Raw genomic sequence first — 20,482 nt, 5'->3', positions numbered from 1 at the left:
CCAATCGCCTAAACTGAAGCAACGCATTCAGGTCGGGTGGCACATGAAGCGATTTGTCGAAGGCGAAGACCGCAGGCAAGCTGTTCTGCTACCCGAGTATCTCGACGACTATGTCGCCGACGACAACCCGGTCCGTGTAGTGGATGTCTTCGTCGATGAACTTGATCTGCGTGATCTCGGCTTTGACGGAACTGCGCCAGCTGCAACAGGGCGGCCTTCTTATCATCCATCCGTTCTGCTTAAGATATATATCTACGGCTATCTCAATCGCATTCAGTCGAGTCGGCGCCTGGAGCGCGAGACTCAACGCAATATCGAGCTCATGTGGCTCACGGGCCGCCTGTCACCGGATTTCAAGACCATTGCCGACTTTCGCCGTGACAACGGCAAAGCGATCCGCAATGTATGCCGGCAATTCATCGTGTTGTGCCGTAACCTGGACCTGTTCTCAAAGTCGATTGTGGCCATTGACGGCAGCAAGTTCAAAGCCGTCAACAATCGTGATCGCAACTTCACGAGTGGTAAGGTCCGGGCACGCATGCAGCAGATTGATGAGAGCATCGCGCGTTACCTTGCGGCGATGGAGACTGCGGACCGGACGCAATCCGATGTCGCCGAGGCGAAGACGAGCCGCATCAGCGACAAGATCAGGAAGCTCAGGCAGCAGATGCAAGACCTCAAGGCAATGGAGCAGCGGCTGCGCGAGTCGCCAGATGGACAGGTCTCGCTGACTGATCCGGACGCGCGCTCCATGGCCACCAGCGGTCGGGGAACAGGGATGGTTGGCTACAACGTTCAGACGGCCGTTGATGACACGTCTCATCTGATCGTGGCACATGAGGTCACCAATGTTGGCAATGATCGCAGCCAGCTGACGAACATGGCCGGGCAGGCGCGAGAGGCTACCGGCATCAAAAATCTGACCGTTGTTGCCGATCGGGGCTACTTCAAGGGCGAGGAAATCCTGCAATGCGATGAGGCGGGCATTACGGCGTTCGTTCCCAAACCACTGACATCGGGCAACAACGCAGATCGGTACTTCGGCAAGCAGGACTTCGTCTACGTTGCCGAAGATGATGAGTACCGTTGCCCAGCCCAACAGCGGCTCACCTGGCGTTTCACAAACATCGAGCATGGCATGACGCTGCATTGCTACTCGAGTTCGGCTTGCTCTACCTGCGCAATCAGAAAACAATGCACATCCGGCAAACAGGCCCGCCGGATAAAGCGCTGGGAGCATGAGGGTGTAGTCGAAGCAATGCAGCGGCGACTCGACCAGAAGCCGGAGATGATGCGCATACGCCGTCAGACCGTGGAGCATCCATTTGGTACGCTCAAGGTCTGGATGGGTGCGACGCACTTCGTGATGAAGACACGCGAGCATGTCAGCACCGAGATGAGCCTGCATGTGCTCGCATACAACCTCAAGCGCGTCATGGCGATCTTAGGCACTGCGGTAGTGATGCAAAAGATGAGAGCCTGAGGAGAGGCCTTACATCAAGCCGGGTGCGCCGGCGGCGAACCGGAACGCTTCTGGAACTCGTCGATGAATCTTCGCATTCTGACCAGCCCGAAGGTCCTCCAACCATACAGCGGGCTAAAACAGCCGCCAATGGCCGTGATCGAAGGTACGAACTCGTCGAGCCACATCGGTTCGCGTTTTTACACAACCTGGAACCATTGTTGCCTCCGCCCAAACCCCGCCGCTCGCGGTATCCGGGACGCAAACCGCTGGATGACCGGGCCGTGCTCACCGGCATCCTGTTCATCCTGCAGACGGGCCTGCGCTGGGACCTGCTGCCGCGCGAGATGGGCTGCGGCAGCGGCATGAGTTGCTGGCGCCGTCTACGGGACTGGCAGGCCGCCGGCGTCTGGGACCGGCTGCACGAAGTGCTGCTCGCGAAGCTACGCGAGGCTGACCGGATTGACTGGTCCCGTGTCATCGTCGATTCCTCCTCGATCCGCGCGGTGGGTGCAGGTCAAAAACGGGACCGAATCCCACCGACCGCGCGCGACCTGGTTCAAAGCACCACCTCATTACCGAAGCGCAGGGCATCCCGCTCGCGGTAATCCTCACCGGCGCAAACCGCCACGATGTCACCCAGCTTCACGTGCTGGTTGACGCCATTCCGCCCATTGCAGGCAAGCGCGGCCGGCCTCTTTCGAAGCCCCGTATCGTTCAGGGCGACCGGGGATACGATCACGACAAATACCGCCGTCCGCTACACGCAGCCGGCATCGCGACTGAAATTGCCCGACGTGGTGAGCCTCATGGCAGCGGCCTGGGCAAAACCCGCTGGGTCGTCGAGCGAACCATCTCATGGCTTCACAACTTCCGACGACTGCGCATCCGCTTCGAACGTCTTGCATTTATCCACGAAGCCTTCATGAAACTCGCCTGCTGCATCATCTGTTGGCGAACGCTGAAGAATCCATTTTGTTAACGCCTCTTAGAGCACGCGCCTTTATTAGAGAATTTTCGACAACAGAATTCAGCGGAATCATTCTTGACAGCATTCGTTTTTCGTGGCCGACAGGGAAAGGCCAGCTGTGTCAGACTTTTTCCACATTCTTCGTGGCACTCTCCGCAGCTTTCCGTGATCGACGTGACTGAGCAAGTGAAGTCGATCGGCCATCGCCAGGTGTAGTCGACTCTCATCTCTCCAGACTGCAATACAACCATTTCGACATTAATCGAACTGGATATACCTCACCGCAAACGGTACCGAGCCCGATCGACTTAAGGCAAATAGCGTATGCCGGATCTTCAGCAGGAAACACAGTTGGGAATCAAATGATAAATTGCTCATTGTGAAATTGCTCGAAGCGGGTTTTCTGACGGCGAGAAAGTGGATGCCAGCTCCGCAGGAAGGGGAGACTGTCTGATGATGATGGCCGATTTGAGAATGCTGCTCTTGCAGTGCCGTTGCGAGCGTTCGACGAACAAGGACTCTCAGCAGGTCGGAAAGAAGTCCGAAGGCCGAATATGGAAATGATCCGGTTCGCGAGACGAATTCCCGTTCTCGAAGCTAGCCTACTCGCGGGCCCCGGCCGCCCGCGTCACACGAACGGGCCACGGAATGTCGGCTTGACGGTCGGCGTGGCCGACGCCCTACCATGCGCCGAGGCTACTGCGCGTGCCTCTGTGTGACAACCTCGATGACGCTGGCGTCATGCTAGACATCTACTAGTTTGAACATCGAAACAGAGGCTTTCAGATCATTCGCTTGTGACTCGAGCGAACTCGCAGCGGCCGCGGCCTGTTCGACTAGGGCTGCGTTCTGTTGCGTGGTTTCGTCCATCTGCGTGACAGCCTGATTGACCTGACCGATGCCCTTACTCTGTTCTTGCGAAGCGGCAGTAATTTCTCCCATGATGTTCGTCACGCGCCTAATCTCGTGAGTAATTTCGCGCATCTTCGTGCCGGCCTCCTGCACGTGACCGGCACCCGCCCTCACGCGTTCCACGGAGTCATGGATCAGATCCTTGATTTCCTTGGCCGCGGCCGACGAGCGCTGTGCCAGCAAACGTACTTCCGAGGCCACAACTGCAAATCCCCGCCCCTGCTCGCCAGCCCTCGCCGCTTCGACGGCTGCGTTCAGCGCAAGGATATTGGTCTGAAAGGCGATACCCTCTATGAGGCCAACAATGCCGACGACCTTGTCCGAACTGGCGTTGATTTCTTCCATAGTTTCCACCACGCGTGAAACCGCCGCGCCCCCCAGTTCAGCTACGTTAGCCGCCTGCGCCGCGAGCTGGTTGGCCTCTCGGGCATTTTCCGCGTTCTGCGTGACGGTGGAAGTCAGTTGTTCCATGCTGGCCGCCGTCTCCTCAAGCGATGCAGCCTGCTCTTCAGTGCGCTGCGACAGGTCCTGGTTGCCGGCGGCAATCTGATGTGTAGCGGCGGCAATCGAATTGGCAGAAACCTTAATCGAGCCAATCGTTTGCGTGAGCTGCTCCTGCATGCGCTTCATTGAAAACAGCAGGCTTGAGCGGTCATCTCGCGCCGTCTCCACCATCGCAGTCAAATCATTGCTGGCAATCTGGTTGGCGATTCCGGCTGCATATGACGGCTCGCCGCCCAGTGAACGGAGAATGCCACGATTAAGAAGCATCACGACGGCCGACAACGCTCCCGCTAGTGCCACCAGGATACCGAGACTCTGATAAAGCGCCGAGCGGAACGCCTCATCGATGTCGTCGATATAAAGCCCAGTCGTGAGAATCCAATCCCACGGCCGATATGACATGCAGTAGGCGATTTTTGGCAAAGTCTCGTTGGTTCCAGGTTTCGGAGAGGCATATGTCGCGAAACCCGTGCCATCGCGTTTGACTGCTGCGACCAACTCCCTGTATACGTAGACACCGTTCGGGTCCCTGAAATCATTGACGTTCTTGCCGTTCACTGCCGGCTGCGTCGGATGCATCAAAACCATCGGCTGCGAATTTAAGACTACAAAGTAGCCGCTTTGGCCGTAGCGCAAGTTCCGGATGCTGTCCATTGCATGAGCTTGAGCTTCCGCTATTGACATGGAACCGGCGGCCGCCTGATCGCCGAACCTCTTGACGACACCGAGGGCGATTTCCGTTGCATGCCGCAGGTCGGCCTTGCGCTCATCCAGACGCATTCCCCGAGTCTGGTAGGCACTAAAGACAGACATTCCGGCGAGACAGAGCAGACTCAGGACGAGTGGGAGCCAGAGCTTCTGGACGAAAGATAGCTTCATACGTGCGCGCATCCTTCAAATAGATAGTACCGACCAGGCAATATTTGCCCGGCGAGGTGGATTGTAAGCAACTGCATTCCACATAGATAACGGCAGTGAATTACAAAACTTCAGACTAATTGGAATGCCACCATGCCCAGGCGGTCATTCGATCAACTTACTGATCAAGTTATCTAATCGACGTCGCCTAACTAAGGCCTCCAACTACCGCACATATGACGTCTTGTGCTTGTGCGATATGCGAGAAGTAATTCGATTTATCGCGAAATATAGTATTGCAGGCGGGAGTTGCGCCTAGGACGTCCTCACCTACTGCTTTTTCCGCCTACCGCCGATCCGCCGACATCACCATGCATCCATGGTTATCAAATACCTTCCTTGTCAACCACGTGCATTGAATGACCAGCCACGGCTCTTGCCGCTTGGCATAACATCCAGCAGGACCCAAATAGAGTTGCACATCTTGGAAATCACAAATCGTCCCGACGCACACGGCATTATTCACTTCTGACGTTTATTCTTTTCATAATTTCAGAACTATCCATGGTGATCGAACGAGTATATTGGACAGTCGATTGCATCGACATCGATGGTTGATCTGGTTCGACGATAGGAGCATTCATTTCGCTAAGTGATGGTAGATATTTGCGCGCGTGATGGAACATAGATCAATGAGGTCATTGTGTATTTCGACGTCTTCTACGCAAACATTTCCATCGTCACCATCGACTCGCCGGACTGCACGGAAAACGGGAGCCATCTGTATTTTCCAAGGATTTGCTGGCGTTCGCCGGGTACGCGAAAGCAGCATCGAACTGGGTTGGTTGGCGTCCAGTCGCCCACTTGATGTTACCCACCGGTAAGACTGCCACGCGGTGTTTGCATTCACCCTGCCCTTTCTTCGACGAACGCGTACATCCATCTCAACGCAATGAACCCGGTTGGAAGTGTTCTCTGCGCCATTCAATTGAATGACGTATGTAAGCTTTTGACTGATCCTACGCAGCAACGCGACCATCACGAAATGAATTCGATACTAAGCGCTACACAGAAATCTACGGTTGGCAAATATGTCATCTAGCACAGCCTCGTCAATTTCTCGTATGACGCAAAAGACCGTGGGCGATGTTCGTTGTATACACCGCCAGTTCACGCCGGGACACTTTTACGTTCTATCTCAAGCCTTGGAAAGCTTATGCTCGGCCTAGTCCGCATTGCCCTAAGGCGTCCGTATACATTCGTCGTACTGGCGATCGTCATCCTCATCATCGGGCCGTTGTCCGCAATCAGGACGCCAACCGATATCTTTCCCGACATCAAGATCCCGGTGATCAGTGTGGTGTGGCAGTACACGGGTCTGCCCCCGGACCAGATGGTCGGTCGGATTACATCGCCATTCGAACGCGCGCTGACTACCACGGTGAACGACGTCGAGCATATTGAGGCGAAATCGATCGCGGGCTTCGGGATCGTCAAGATCTTCTTCCAGCCGGGCGTGAATATCAGCGCGGCGAACGCGCAGGTGACCGCCGTGGCGCAGACCCAGTTGCGGCAGTTGCCTGCCGGTACGACGCCGCCGCTGATCTTGAACTACAACGCGTCGACGGTACCGATCCTGCAACTGGCGCTATCCGGCAAGGGCCTGTCTGAACAGAACCTGGGCGACCTTGGGTTGAATGTGATACGTCCTGTTCTCACGACCGTCGCCGGTGCGTCGATTCCCTACCCGTTTGGCGGCAAGACACGTCAGGTGCAGATTGATGTGGATCCGGTCGCGCTGCAAGCTCGCGGCTTGTCTGCACAGGATGTGGCCAACGCGCTTGCCGGTCAGAACCTGATCACGCCGGTCGGCACCGAAAAGATCGGTGACTACGAGTACACGCTGCAATTGAACAATGCGCCGTCGCAGATCAAGGCCTTGGGTGATCTGCCGGTCAGGGCGGTCAACGGCACGACTATCTATATTCGTGACATTGCCAATGTGCGCGATGGCAGCCCGCCACAGACCAATATTGTCCACGTCAACGGCCACCGTTCGGTGCTGATGTCGGTGCTCAAGAACGGCTCGGCTTCCACATTGGGAATCATCTCCGGAGTCAAGGCGCAGATCGCGGCCGCGAAAGCATCGTGGCCAGATAATCTGCAGATCGAGCCGATCGGCGACCAGTCACTGTTCGTGCGGGCAGCCATCGCTGGCGTGGCACGCGAGGGCGTCATTGCGGCGGTACTGACGAGCCTGATGATCCTGGTGTTCCTTGGCAGTTGGCGCTCGACCATCATCATCGCAACCTCGATTCCACTGGCTATCCTAGGCTCGATTGCCACGCTATCCGCGCTGGGCGAGACTCTGAACATCATGACGCTCGGCGGGCTCGCTCTAGCAGTGGGGATTCTCGTCGACGATGCGACGGTAACGATCGAAAATATCAACTGGCACCTCGAGCAGGGCAAGGAGGTCGAGACGGCGATTCTCGATGGCGCCGAGCAGATCGTCGCGCCGGCCTTCGTATCGCTAATGTGTATCTGCATCGTCTTCGTGCCGATGTTCTTCCTGAACGGCGTCGCACGATTCCTGTTCGTTCCGATGGCAGAGGCAGTCATCTTCGCGATGATCTCGTCGTTCATCCTGTCAAGAACCCTCGTGCCAACCATGGCCAAATACCTGCTCAAACAGCATTTGCAACACGAGAACGCCGAGCAGGCAACGCATCCCGGTCCGCTCGGCCGTTTCCTGCGTGGCTTCGAGGCGCGGTTTGAAAGAGTTCGCGACGTCTACCGCGAGTTGCTGGAACTCGCGCTGACTCACCGGCGTCGGTTTGTCATCGGCTTCCTCGGTTTTGTCGCCCTCTCCTTCGCGCTCGTGCCATTCCTCGGCCGCGATTTCTTCCCTTCGGTCGATGCCGGGCAAATCCTGATGCACGTGCGCGCACCGGTCGGTGTCCGCGTTGAAAAGACCGCGCAGATTTTTGCGGATGTCGAACGCGGGATCCGCCAGATCATCCCGCCGACGGATCTCGGCGCCGTGGTCGATAACATGGGTCTGCCAGTCAGCGGAATTAATACCGCGTACAACAATACCGGCACGGTCGGGTCGCAAGACGGTGACATCCAGATCGCACTGAATGAAGGCCATCGTCCGACCGACGAGTACGTGCGTCTAATGCGAGAAAGGTTGCCGCGCGAATTCCCGGGCGTCACGTTCTCTTTCCCGCCCGCCGACATCATTAGTCAAATCCTGAACTTCGGCTCACCGGCACCTATCGACCTGCAGATTCGCGGCAACAACCTGAGCGCCAACTACGCGTTTGCAAATCGTCTTTTGCGTGAAGTCCGCGCCGTGCCCGGCGTGGTTGATGCGCGGATCGCACAGTCGCACAGCAACCCGACCTTTAATGTCGACGTCGACCGTACGCGTGCACAACTCCTCGGCATCACCGAGCGCGACGTCACAAACAGCATGGTGGTAAGCCTCGCGGGTTCGAGCCAGGTTGCACCCACGTTCTGGCTGAACACCGCAAACGGCGTGTCCTATCCGATTGTCATGCAAACGCCGCAATACAAGCTGGACTCCCTCACTGCACTGCAGAACCTTCCTATTACCGCAAGCGACGGGCGCACGTCGCAGATCCTCGGCGGTCTCGCAACGGTCGAACGCACCAGCAGCAACGAGGTGGTGACCCAGTACAATATTCAGCCAGTAGTCGAGATATTCGCGACCACCCAAGACCGCAACCTCGGCGCGGTGGCAGCCGATATTCAGCGTATCGTGCAAAAGAACACCGGCGCTTTGTCGAAGGGTTCCACAATCGCACTGCTCGGCCAGGTACAGACGATGAACAGCGCATTTGCCGGTATGTTGTTCGGCCTGCTTGGTGCAGTGGTGTTGATCTACCTGCTGATCGTGGTCAATTTCCAGTCGTGGGTCGATCCATTCGTAATCGTCACCGCATTGCCGGCCGCGTTGGCCGGGATCGTCTGGATGCTTTTCGCGACCCACACCACCCTCTCCGTGCCAGCGCTCACTGGCGCAATCATGTGCATGGGAGTGGCGACGGCCAATTCGATTCTCGTTGTGAGCTTCTGCCGTGAACGTCTCGCCGTGCACGGCGACGCGTTCAGAGCTGCACTTGAAGCAGGCTTTACGCGCTTTCGCCCGGTGCTGATGACCGCACTATCGATGATTATCGGCATGGCGCCAATGGCTCTCGCCCTCGGCGAAGGCGGCGAGCAAAATGCGCCGCTCGGTCGCGCTGTGATCGGTGGTCTACTGTTCGCGACCACAGCATCGTTATTCCTCGTCCCTGCCTTTTTCTGTATCGCTCATGCGCGCCCCAATCGCGCATCTACCCAAGCATCCGTCTCGGGAAGTCCTGACCATGCCGTCTGATTCCGCTTTTCCCACCAGTCCGCCGTCGCGCCGCCCCCTTCTAGTGGTCGGTCTGCTCGGTCTCGTTGTCATCTTAGGCATTGTCATTGCCGGCCTCACATTGCGGATGATCGACGCCCGCAAGCTTAAAACCTGGACCGATACCCAAGCCGTGCTGACGGTCAATCTGATCAAGCCGGTACGCGATGTCAACGGTCCGTCGCTGCAACTGCCCGGCCGTCTCGAAGCGTATACTCGGGCGCGGATTTTCGCGCAGGTGAGCGGTTACGTGAAATCATGGAATGTCGATATCGGCACATCGGTCAAAGCGGGCCAGGTGCTCGCTGAAATCGAAACCCCCGAACTCGACCAGCAATTGCTTCAGGCGCGCGCCGATTTGCAAAGCACGCGAGCCAATGCGCTCGTGGCCGGCGCAACGGCGAAGCGCTGGGAAGCGCTGAGAGGCACAGATTCCGTCGCTCAGCAGGATGTCGATCAGCGCACCGCTGACTACACGGCAAAGGAGGCGATCACAGTGGCCGCGAAGGCCAACGTCGATCGCCTCCTTGCGACCAAGGCCTTCGCGCGGATCGTCGCGCCGTTCGACGGCGTAGTGACCGCTCGCGATATCGATGTCGGCGCCCTGGTCAATGCCGGCAGTGGCGGCTTGGGGCAAGAGCTGTTCGCGGTCTCGGAGGTCAAGCAGCTGCGCGTATATGTCCAGGTGCCGCAGACCTATGCGCCGGCAATCCGCAAAGGGACAACCGCGACGCTGACCGTACCGGAGTACCCTGACCAGAAGTTCACCGCGCGCGCAGTGGCTGCGGCGGACGCAGTCAATTCGACTTCAGGTACAACGCTGATCCAGTTGCTCGTTGACAGCTCCGACCGCAAGCTGTTGCCAGGGGGTTTCGCCAGTCTGAGGTTCATCTTGCCAGCCTCCCCTGACACGCTGCGGGTGCCGGCAAGCGCACTCGTCTTCGACAGCCGCGGCGCGGTGATCGCCACGCTTGACGCAAACGACCGCGTGCGGTTCAAACCGGTTCAAATCAGCCGCGATCTGGGTGACTCAGTGGAGATCGGCGCGGGGCTCGCCGCATCCGATCGCGTAATCGATACGCCGCCCGATGGACTCGTCGACGGCGACAGCGTGCAAGTTGCAGCCTCGACTCCCAGGAAGACAACCGCACATGGTTAAATATGGACTTCCGGCGCTGCTGGCGAGCGTAGTCGCGTTGTCCGCCTGCTCGCTCGCGCCACAATACCAGGTCCCGTCCACGCCGATCGCCGCGCAATACAAGACCGTTGGCCCGTGGACCGACGCGCAGCCCGCGGACCGGATAGATCGCAATGGCTGGTGGAAAATATACGGCGACGCACAGCTCGACGATCTCGAAGCGCGTCTGTTGGCAAGCAACACTGATTTGCGCGCCGCCTATGCGCACTATGCGCAAGCGCAAGCCTTCGTCGCACGGTCCGAGTCCGCGCTTTACCCAACTGTCAGCGGGAGCGCCGTGGCGCAGCGCGATCACCAGTCTGACCACCGCCCCCTACGCGTGGGTGGCCCGGATGACTACAACTCCGTCACGCTCGGCGCTCAAATCAATTACGACGTGGATCTCTGGGGCCGGGTACGCGATTCAGTAGTCGCCGGCAAGGACGAAGCGCAGGCAACCAAGGCAGACCTGGCGTCGGTAAGACTGAGCCTGGAAGTAACACTGGCGGACAGTTATATCCGCCTGCGTGGCCTCGACCAGCAGACTGCGCTGTTGGACCAGACTGTGGCAGCATATTCGAAGGCATTGCAACTCACGCAGACCTTGCATGACAGCGGCATCGTGTCGGGCCTTGACGTTTCGCGGGCGCAAACCCAGCTCTCGTCTGCGCAGTCGCTGCGGTCGCAAAACCTCGCACAACGCGCGCTCACCGAACACGCGATCGCCGTCCTGGTCGGTACTTCGGCGTCAGAGTTCAACCTGCCGCAGCAGACCACTTCCATTGTGCTGCCGGCCATTCCGGCCGGGTTGCCCTCGACATTGCTTCAGCGGCGCCCCGACGTCGCCGCAGCGGAGCGCCGGGTTGCCGAGGCCAATGCAAAAATTGGCGTCGCTCGCGCAGCGTACTTTCCGGACATCACGCTCAGCATGCAGGGCGGCGTGCAAAGCGCAGCCTACGCTGGGCTGCTTAGCGCGCCGAACCTGTTCTGGGCAGTCGGACCGCAGCTCGTGCAATACATCTTCGACGGTGGATATCGTCATGCGCAACTCGATGCCGCCAAGGCCGCGACTGAGGAAGCCGGAGAACGTTATCGCAGCGTGGTGCTATCGGCCTTCCAGCAGGTTGAAGACAATCTGGCCTTGCTGTCGTACCTCGGTACAGCGCTCAGCCAGCAGCGGGACGCAGCGAACGCAGCGCACTACTCAACCGGCCTCGCCCTGCGTCGATACTCGCAAGGCACAGTGGGCTACCTTGATGTCGTGCAGGCACAGACCGCCGCCTTGGACGCAGCGCGCAGCGTGCTCGACATCCAGACGCGCCAGCTGAGTGCAAATGTGCAACTCCTGCATGCGCTTGGCGGTGGCTGGTCGAACGATGAACTGGCCCAGACAGCTGCCGCCCCGGTACTCGTTACAGCAACGATGCAGCGCAGCAAAGATTGATGGCCTCAGCGCATCCGACCACAAGATCCGTCGTCGTGGCCCAACCCGTCAGCAGGATCCAGCAAGGGACCCCAGCGCACTGGACGGCGCGCGCGCAAACAACAACACGGTTCAGGTAGATCCACTGCTCCAGGCCACAAAGCTATCGACGATCCAGCAATTCGAGCCCTGCAACAATGCCTTTGCATCGGCGGCCCCACTCAAAATTATTTCTGAAAAGTTCGCAAGAAATCAGTTTGGGGGTCGTGCGAAACGTCATTCACCGCCGTAACTCGCCAGCAGAGGTCGGACTGTCGCTGACGCTGCATTGAGCATCTCTTGACATTTCAATACGGATGTCCATACTTATAATACCTCGCTGAATCGCATGGCGATAAAAGGTTTACTGTTAAGCCGAATGCCTGAATTCTGAAGGCAAGATCCCATAGAGAGATAGGGCTCACCTGAGAGGCGTTCGGCTTTGAGGAGCGACAGCCGAAGACGCGTTCCATATACGTACGGAAGGCAGTAGAACCAATGAATGTGTGGTAGGAAACACTGAGCACTGAATACCTGCATGAGCGTGCTGCCCTACTCAATCTCTTCGGGAAACGCAGCCGCGTTTGGAGGGGCCGCTCCCGGGTCTGTGCCGTAGTTCCGGTCAATCATTGACTACCGCCTGCTATGGACCTTTCTTCTTCCGGAAGCGGGAAGTACGACTGTTTGAGTTTACGCACAGCCTGAAGACGCTAGCCACGACGATTGCGTCCAGCCGCAGTATAGAAGCCGCATCGACGGTGTCAGGGACGAATTGAGCGAGGTGTCTCGTGGCAATATGCGGCGCATCGCAAATCTTGTGGTTCTGCGGTCAGTGGCTGACTCCATACGAAACCACATTGAATGGACTTTGCAACGCTCTCGCCCTACACGTTAGTGGTCAAAACGGGAAGCATCAGCAACTCTGCCCGATTCAGCAGCCTCCCTATCGGGGCTGTGAGCAAGCGGATCTCTGATTTGGAGCACGCGATCAACGCTTAAGTGTATTTCACGCGGATCAATACAAAATTGCCGCGACATGAAACAAAAGACCATGTCGAAAAAGACGCCCACTGAGCTATGACATCTTCTAATAGCGATCTATATCAATACGGAGGTAGACATGACGACGAAATCCGAAAAGCAGGTCTCCGCTAACCCGATGGTCAGCTCGCCCAACAAATTGAAGCTGGGTGTTTTCGCGCTCAATGCGCACGGTGGTACCGCAATTACCATGGCGCCTGAGGTCCACCTGGCCGACGACTGGCCGCGAAGCGCGGCTATCGTCCGTGCCGCCGACCAGGCCGGCTTCGAAGCGATGATTCCCATCGGCCGCTGGCGCGGGTTCGGCGGAGAAAGTAACTTCGGCGGTACCAGCTTCGAAACGTACACATGGGCGGCAGGCGTCGCGGCCATCACCGACCAGATTGCCTGCGTCACTACTTCTCACGTGCCTACCGTCCACCCGTTGATGGCGGCCAAGCAGGCAACGACCATCGATCACATCAGCAATGGACGCTTTGGCCTCAACATCATCTGCGGGTGGTTCGGACCGGAAATGCGGATGTTCGGCGGCAAAATGATGGACCATGACGACCGCTACGATTACGCGGACGAGTGGATTAGAATCATGCAGAAGGCGTGGACGCACAAGGGATACTTCGACTACAAGACTGATCACTTCAACCTTGAACAGGCTTTCTCGGAGCCGAAGCCGCTGAACAGGCCCTTTCTGATCAATGCTGGGGGCTCGCCACGCGGCATGCGATTCTGCGCACAGCACTGCGACTCCGCATTTATCATTCTCGGCTCTCATGAACCGGGTGCGGTCGCCGCGCAGATCAAGAAGTACAAAGACTTGGCTCGCAATGAGTTCGGCCGCGACCTGAAGGTGTGGTGTTATTCGTATGTATCTGTCGCCGAAACCCTTTCCGATGCGCGGAAGTATGTTGACCGCTACGTCACCGAATTCGGCGACGACGAGGCCTGCGCAAACATCATCAAGGAACTCGGGATTCAGACCGGCGTCATGACGCTGGAACAGGCAGAAAACTTCCGTTACCACTTTAAGGGTGGCTGGGCTGGCTTCCCACTTGTGGGGACCGCCGAGATGATTGTCGAACACATGGAGATGCTTTCGGACGCAGGTATGGATGGCGTTTGTTTGAGTTGGCTGGACTATAAGGCTGGCATGGAAGTGTGGAACGCCGAAATCATGCCGTTGCTCGAAACTGCCGGCTTGCGTGTCCCATACGCGTCGCGTTCGCTGTCGGTCGCAGCCTGAACGAAAATCAAGATAGAAGTGCCACGCCGTCCTATGGGCATGGCGCGGCGAGGGACGATTTCCGCCGGCGCGTCCTACTCGTGAAATCATGCAGCTTTTGTTCCGGGACACCAGCACTTTGGAACCGGACGACCCACCGCGGATGTTGCAGTAAGTATATCGGATGACCCCATGAACCGCACTTACCACTACCAGGGATTCGACATCGAAGTAGCTGTTGAGACTGACTACAGTTGGAAAACCGGCCTGAGCGCAACCGCCAGGAGGGGGTATGCGGCAATCGTGAGGATCCGCAGGGCTGCTTCCGCTGTCGCTGTCTTCTCCCCGCTTCGTTTCGGGGAATATCCTGGCAAGCCATATTTCAGCGAAGTCGACGCACTCATGGGCGGCTATAGCGCGGGGCGGCGTATTGTCGATGACTTGTTCACTGCGAAAACCTGTGCCGCGGAGGAACCTTTAGCATTTCATCCATTCGGCCATGATGCTGAATGACCCAACCGCTTTACCTGACGTCGCCGCGCGATCATTTCGTCATGGTCGCTCCTGTCCTTTCTGCGTCAAGTCCGCGCATAGTCGTCGGCGGTTACGGCGCCTGCAAATCCGATCGCATACCGTAGAGCTGTTTTAGAATGGATTTCCGGGTCCATAGGGGACTGCGATGACTTCGTCACGCTCACCGAGAGACAACTACATGCTCCCTGCAATTCAGTTTTATTTCGATTTCGGCAGCCCGCCGACTTACCTCGCTTCACGCATGCTTCCCGCTATCGCCAGGGACGCCGGAGTCGCCATCGACTGGAGGCCCGTGCTGCTGGGTGGCATCTTCAAGTCACTTGGCAATACATCGCCGATGGACATATCGCAAAAGGCAGATTGGATGCGCAGAGACTTGCAGCAGTGGGCAAGGAAATGGAACGTACCGTTTGAATTCAACCCGTTCTTCCCGGTTAACACGCTCACGCTCCAACGCGGCGCCGTCGCTTACCAGAACAGTCCGCTTTTCGACCGCTATGTCCGAACAGTCTTTTCGGCGATGTGGGAAAAACCACAGAACCTAAACGATCCTGCCACGCTGACCACGGTCCTATCGGACGCTGGATTCGACGCGAACGATTTCCTTAAAATGGTTGCCTCCCCTGAGGTCAAGGCGCGTCTTCGCACGAACACGGAAGATGCCATCAGCAGAGGCGTTTTTGGATGTCCGTCATTCTTTGTCGGCGGCGAGATGTTTTTCGGCCAGGATCGACTGGACTTCGTCAGCGACGCGCTCCGAGACGTCGCGCGATGACGTGGCTTGCAGTCCGTGCGCTCCATACAATTGGGTACAGACCGATATTTAGACGAATTCGATTTTTCCCGTGATGCACTAACGCCTTTCCCTGCGTATTCGCACTTTGCAAATTACGTGTTCTGACGCTATCGTGCGAAGTTGATGTCGGTAAGGCAACAGGCGAATCGGCCTCTGTTCGCGCCGGGTTACAGCCGCCCCCTCTTCCAGCAATTGTCGACAGGGCTACCATGCATCGCTCGCACTGTCGATAATGCGAAAGGTCGTGCTATCCGTGGCCACGCACCGAGATTCGGATGATTTAACGACATCAAGGCAAAGAACCGGAGCCGCGTGAGGCTTGGAGCGACATGCGCACGAAATATCGGATGCCGTCCTATCGGCCGCGGGACACCTCGGGGCATTTTGGAAAAGGATGTTGGCGTACTGATCTTCGGGATCGCTCATAAAGCAAGCACGCCAGTATAGGACGGCAAGTCATCGGCGGCCTGACACTGGCGCGCTTATTTCAGAATTGGCTGAAATCAGGCTTGCGCTTTTCACCGAATGCTGCGAAAGCCTCTTTCGCGGCACCCCCAGTAACCATTCGATCAAACACTGCAATTTCTTCGGTCATCCGAGCCTCAACAGCAGCCCGTTCGCTCATCTTCATCAGGCGCTTGGTTTCAACGATGGCAGAAAGCGGTTTCGCGACCAGTTTCTTAGCCTCAGACAGCGCGAAAGCGTACGTCTCGGTCGCCGGCAAGATCTGATTCACGAGTCCCACTTCCTGTGCCGAACGCGCGTCGAAAGGATCGCCGGTCAATAACATACGCGCCGCACGCTGATAACCTGCCAGGCGGGGCAACAGCAAGCTAGAGGCAGCCTCAGGACAGACCCCAAGACTAACGAACGGCAAACTGAATTTCGCATTGTCACCTGCGAAGATAAGATCGCAATGTAACAACATGGTCACGCCAATTCCCACCGCGATACCGCATACAGCACCAATCACTGGCTTTGGGAATTCATTGAGGGCACGCAGAAACTGCCAAACTGGAGCATCACCAGTCACGGGAGGATTCTTCACGAACTCACCAACGTCATAACCTGCGGAAAACATCTGCTCGTTGCCCGTCAACACGACCGCTCGAATCTGCCCGTCGCTTGCCGCCTCACCTAGCGTGCTGGCAAGCATCTCGTACATCGCTCCGGTCAACGAATTCTTCTTTTCTGGACGGTTAAACGTGACGATTAGCACGCCCGATTCGTTGGTTGTCAAAATATCGTTCAATGATGTCTCCTTGTGTCGATCGGTTGTAGTAACGAACAGAATTGCCCAAGACCAGCAGTAAGTTTCAGTACGGTTCGAGGGACGTTCTCTTAAAACACATGCTTGTGCCACACCCACTGACCGGATGACGCACTCCAGGGACTTCAGGTAAGCGTCGGACAATCGGTGTCAGCCCGTTGACGCGCCTCGAGCGAGCGCGCCCCTTCCCGTCGCAGCAGAATCGCGCCACCAGACCGTCCTGGCTCGACAGCGTTTGATTCGCTCACAAGCTGGAAACCGTGGCAATGTCGATGGCAACCAGCAAAGGCTCGTCAATCTTCTGACCATCAGAATCACGCGCGAATACGCGTCGAGTCATTGGTATCATAATGCCATCGCAGTCCCGATTAGATGCATAGTTTGCACCGGTAGCTCCGCCCACGGTGTAATCATGGCGTCGCAGCAGGCCATCAACTCCGAAGTATGAAACCTGTTCGCATGAATGCGTATGGATGGTTCCCGGGAACGACTCCGCCTTGAGCGCGAGAGTGGCAGTCCTGGCCAATTCGTTGGCGCCTCGATATTTCCGCAAGGCGATACCGCACCGTTCGCGATCTCCCGCTCCGACACTTCGACACACGCTCCCCTTCCTGCCCTGTGCCGGATTCGGACATAAATGTCCGATATGTTGTGAAGAGCAGACTATTTTTCTACGAAGTAGAGATCACTACACTCATGCTGATTGCAGCGGGAAACGAAAACGAGCTCACGCCCCGCTGAGCTCGATATCCTATTTGAATGGCAGAAAGGAAACAATGTCAAAACTTCATTCCCCCGTTAAAGTCGGTCCTTACGAATTATCCCATCGCGTTGTGCTGGCACCGCTCACTCGTATGCGCGCCGAAAAAGGTGCAAGGCCCGGCCCGTTAATGGCCGAGTACTATGCCCAACGCGCTTCCGAGGGTGGCCTCCTCATCAGCGAATGTTCCATCGCGGCGCCCAACGGCAACGGCTACCTCGGTGCGCCCGGTCTCTACGACGACAGCCAGACCACCGGTTGGAAACTGGTGACCGACGCCGTGCACGCCAACGGTGGCCGTATCTTTGCGCAGATCTATCACGCCGGGCGACAGTCCAACAGCCAGCTGCAACCGGGGGGTGCGCAGCCTGTGTCGCCTTCGGCCGTGCCGCATGGTGGTGCCGCCTACACGGAATCGGGCTGGGTTCCGAACACGCCCAGCCGTCCGCTGACAATCCCCGAAATCGCGAATCTCGTCGAGAGCTTCCGGACTGCTGCGATTCGCGCCAAAGAGGCTGGCTTCGATGGCGTTGAATTGCATGCCGCCAATGGCTACCTGTTCGATCAGTTCCTGCAGGACGGCAGCAACAAGCGCACCGATATCTATGGCGGCTCGTTCGAAAACCGAGCGCGCTTCCTGATCGACGTCATCAAGGCCGTCAGTTCTGTCTGGGGCAGCGAACGCGTGGCCGTGCGCCTCGGACCCAGCGGCACTTGGGGCGATATGTCCGACAGCAATCCGGAAGGTCTCTTCACCTATGTGGCGCAAGAACTGGCGAAACTGAACCTGGCCTACCTGCACCTTATCGAGCCACGCGTATTCGGCAACGTCGATGATGAGAGCAAGGACCAGAACCCTGTCGCCGCACAGCTGATCCGCAAACACTACAAGGGTGTCATTATCGCCGCCGGCGGCTTCAAGGGTCATACGGCCGAAGCAGTCCTTCAGGCGGGCGACGCTGACCTGGTTGCTTTTGGCCGCGACTTCATCGCCAATCCCGATCTGCCCGAACGTCTGCGACGCAACCTGCCACTGAACTCATATGACCGTCCCACTTTCTTTGGCGGGTCCGAGGTCGGCTACACCGACTATCCGTTTTATAGCAACGACTCTGTAGCAGCATAACGGAACACATCATGAGCAAGCTTTTTACATCCACCGCCCTGCGCCAGTTGAAGCCGTCGAACCGTATAGCAATTTCTCCCATGTGCCAATACGTTGCCAAAGACGGCTGCGCCACGTCTTGGCATCTGATTCACTACGGTAGCCTCACCTCGTCTGGTGCTCAGCTACTGTTCATCGAGGCAACAGCTGTCGAACCGGAAGGCCGGATCACACCCGGCGATCTTGGCTTGTGGGATGACGTCACCGAGGCAGCGTTAAAGCCGTCCATCGATGCCATCCACGAGTACTCGTCGGCCTCCGTAATCCTGCAACTGGGCCACGCTGGACGCAAAGCATCCAGCGAAGTGCCATGGAAAGGCGGCCAGCAAATCCTGCCAGCGCACGGCGGCTGGCATACATACGCTCCGTCGGCGCTGTCGCAGATCGACGGTGAAATCCCGCCGGTAGCATTGGACCGGGCTGGCATGGTGCGAATACGCGAAGCCTTCGTTGCATCGGCGCAGCGTGCCATACGGCTCGGCGTAAATGGCCTCGAATTGCATGCAGCACATGGCTACCTGCTGCATGAGTTTCTCTCGCCTATTTCGAACCAGCGGAGCGACGAGTACGGCGGTTCATTGGAAAATCGCATGCGCTTCCCGTTAGAGGTCTACGACGCCGTACGCGCTGTTTTGCCCTCGGGAATGCCACTGGGGGTCAAGGTCTCTGCCACCGACTGGGTAGACGAAGGCTGGGATCTGGAACAGACGATTGCCTTCGCGCAAGCACTTAAGCAGCGTGGCGTCGACTGGATCTCAGTATCTTCCGGGGGTATTTCGCCACGGCAGAAAATTGCCATCGGCCCAGGCTATCAGGTGCCGTTCGCCCACGCCATCCGCGATAGAGCCCAGGTTGCAACCATCGCAGTTGGTTTGATCACGGATCCCCAGCAGGCTGAAGAAGTAATCTCGAACGGCCAGGCGGACTTCGTCGCAATGGCGCGCGCCGTCCTGTACAACCCCCGCTGGGGCTGGCATGCGGCGGCTCAGTTAGGCGCTAAGGTGACGGCGGCACCGTCATACTGGCGCGCCCCACCGCGCGAACACCCGGATTTGTTTCAGGGCACCCAGTACGGTGCGCGCTGAACGGGAATCGCATTTGATTTTCGGCATTGATGGAGCTTGAGGGCCTCGCAATTCAGGCGTCTCCGTGCAATGTACCAGGCTCGGAAGGCAGTCGTGCGATCGCAAAGCACGGCTGCCCATGGACTTTCGTGTGGTGCCGCATGTGATACCACGGCCTGCGGCGCTAGATCTGCAAATTCTGCTTGTTAAAGTCGATGAAAGCTTCGTGGCGTGTGCGAGGCAAATCGGCCCTTGGCCACGTGACGGAAGAGGTCTGTCAGGTTCAGACGCCGTGTCGTACGGTGCAATACGATTCGGCGCAGTTGATGCCAATTGCCCTGACGTTGATGTGGATTTCAGTCGCACCAATGCCGACCGCGCGGTCGAAAGAAAGCCACCACGTTGTCGATTGCATTGAAGGCTCTTTCCTCGATGCTGATCACGCTCCCGCCGACCACGGGCAAGATTGACATTGCCGTGCTGGTTATCCACGGCGTGGCCTGAAGACCTCGGTCTTCAGGCTGGAGATTAAAGGCGGGTGTAGACAGCGAAGCTCGGATGTTGTGATTTTTGAAGCGCCGCTGCGACTCCGCTCGCCGGGGGCAAGCACCGCAAGATATCGCGACCGACTCCGGCGCGGTGCCACCACGGTTACACGGCTTCAATGTTATGCCCGAGAGGCATGCCTCCCTGCCTAGAAGGTCTTTGTCACACCTCTCCACGGAACCTATAGTCGTTACGCCACCCTAGATCACGGGTGACGCAATTGAGTTCTTTGTCTGACTGCAGAAACCCTCGCGAGCTAAGGCCGCACTGCAGTCGGCGCCGGGAAGCGTGCGAACGTGGTCATCGCCGCTCTTCA

Annotated in this window: 13 protein-coding genes; 10 read left to right on the top strand and 3 right to left on the bottom strand. The window is 57.6% G+C overall.

Going from position 1 to position 20,482, the window contains the following annotated elements; genetic code table 11:
- Positions 1–43: 43 nt before the first annotated feature.
- Together P3T21_RS22620 and P3T21_RS22615 are read left to right on the top strand one after the other, a co-directional pair.
- Complete coding sequence (locus P3T21_RS22620) at positions 44–1,483, top strand: IS1182 family transposase (protein ID WP_429258167.1); 1,440 nt, start codon at positions 44–46, stop codon at positions 1,481–1,483.
- A gap of 188 nt (positions 1,484–1,671) precedes the next feature.
- Positions 1,672–2,444 (top strand): IS5 family transposase gene (locus P3T21_RS22615; RefSeq protein WP_429258181.1). Its coding sequence is split into 2 segments (ribosomal slippage): positions 1,672–1,984 and positions 1,984–2,444, totalling 774 coding nucleotides; the frame shifts between segments, so codons are not numbered across the junction.
- Between the two features lie 732 nt (positions 2,445–3,176).
- On the opposite strand, the gene P3T21_RS22610 is transcribed toward P3T21_RS22615, so the two are convergent.
- Complete coding sequence (locus tag P3T21_RS22610) at positions 3,177–4,727, bottom strand: methyl-accepting chemotaxis protein (protein WP_429258166.1); 1,551 nt, start codon at positions 4,725–4,727, stop codon at positions 3,177–3,179.
- 1,195 nt (positions 4,728–5,922) lie between these two features.
- Between P3T21_RS22610 and P3T21_RS22605 the strand changes: the two genes are divergently transcribed.
- The 6 genes from P3T21_RS22605 to P3T21_RS22580 all read left to right on the top strand — a co-directional run bounded on the left by P3T21_RS22605 (position 5,923) and on the right by P3T21_RS22580 (position 15,340).
- On the top strand, positions 5,923–9,114 hold the full coding sequence (locus tag P3T21_RS22605) for an efflux RND transporter permease subunit (protein ID WP_429258165.1): 3,192 nt from the start codon (positions 5,923–5,925) through the stop codon (positions 9,112–9,114).
- Positions 9,104–10,291 (top strand): efflux RND transporter periplasmic adaptor subunit, encoded by a 1,188-nt coding sequence (locus P3T21_RS22600; protein ID WP_429258164.1) that lies wholly within the window; start codon positions 9,104–9,106, stop codon positions 10,289–10,291. Before P3T21_RS22605 ends, P3T21_RS22600 begins: the two co-directional genes overlap by 11 nt.
- Positions 10,284–11,753, top strand: a complete 1,470-nt coding sequence (locus tag P3T21_RS22595) for an efflux transporter outer membrane subunit (protein ID WP_429258163.1) — start codon at positions 10,284–10,286, stop codon at positions 11,751–11,753. Before P3T21_RS22600 ends, P3T21_RS22595 begins: the two co-directional genes overlap by 8 nt.
- A gap of 1,138 nt (positions 11,754–12,891) precedes the next feature.
- On the top strand, positions 12,892–14,052 hold the full coding sequence (locus P3T21_RS22590; RefSeq protein ID WP_429258162.1) for an LLM class flavin-dependent oxidoreductase: 1,161 nt from the start codon (positions 12,892–12,894) through the stop codon (positions 14,050–14,052).
- Positions 14,053–14,223: 171 nt separating this feature from the next.
- Complete coding sequence (locus P3T21_RS22585) at positions 14,224–14,544, top strand: hypothetical protein (RefSeq protein WP_429258161.1); 321 nt, start codon at positions 14,224–14,226, stop codon at positions 14,542–14,544.
- A gap of 166 nt (positions 14,545–14,710) precedes the next feature.
- Positions 14,711–15,340, top strand: a complete 630-nt coding sequence (locus tag P3T21_RS22580; protein WP_429258160.1) for a 2-hydroxychromene-2-carboxylate isomerase — start codon at positions 14,711–14,713, stop codon at positions 15,338–15,340.
- 508 nt (positions 15,341–15,848) lie between these two features.
- Here P3T21_RS22580 and P3T21_RS22575 read toward each other — a convergent pair.
- Entirely contained in the window at positions 15,849–16,613 is a 765-nt protein-coding gene (locus P3T21_RS22575) for an enoyl-CoA hydratase (protein WP_429258159.1), read from the bottom strand.
- Positions 16,614–17,407: 794 nt separating this feature from the next.
- Here P3T21_RS22575 and P3T21_RS22570 point away from each other — a divergent pair.
- Positions 17,408–18,517, top strand: coding sequence for an alkene reductase (locus P3T21_RS22570; protein WP_429258158.1), 1,110 nt, complete (start codon positions 17,408–17,410; stop codon positions 18,515–18,517).
- A gap of 11 nt (positions 18,518–18,528) precedes the next feature.
- Positions 18,529–19,641 (top strand): NADH:flavin oxidoreductase/NADH oxidase, encoded by a 1,113-nt coding sequence (locus tag P3T21_RS22565; protein ID WP_429258157.1) that lies wholly within the window; start codon positions 18,529–18,531, stop codon positions 19,639–19,641.
- Positions 19,642–19,903: 262 nt separating this feature from the next.
- On the opposite strand, the gene P3T21_RS22560 is transcribed toward P3T21_RS22565, so the two are convergent.
- Entirely contained in the window at positions 19,904–20,035 is a 132-nt protein-coding gene (locus P3T21_RS22560; RefSeq protein ID WP_429258156.1) for a hypothetical protein, read from the bottom strand.
- Positions 20,036–20,482 lie beyond the last annotated feature (447 nt).

The sequence above is a fragment of the Paraburkholderia sp. GAS334 genome (assembly GCF_050436625.1).
In the GTDB taxonomy this organism is placed as follows: domain Bacteria; phylum Pseudomonadota; class Gammaproteobacteria; order Burkholderiales; family Burkholderiaceae; genus Paraburkholderia.
This window is presented reverse-complemented; position numbering and strand designations above follow the sequence as displayed.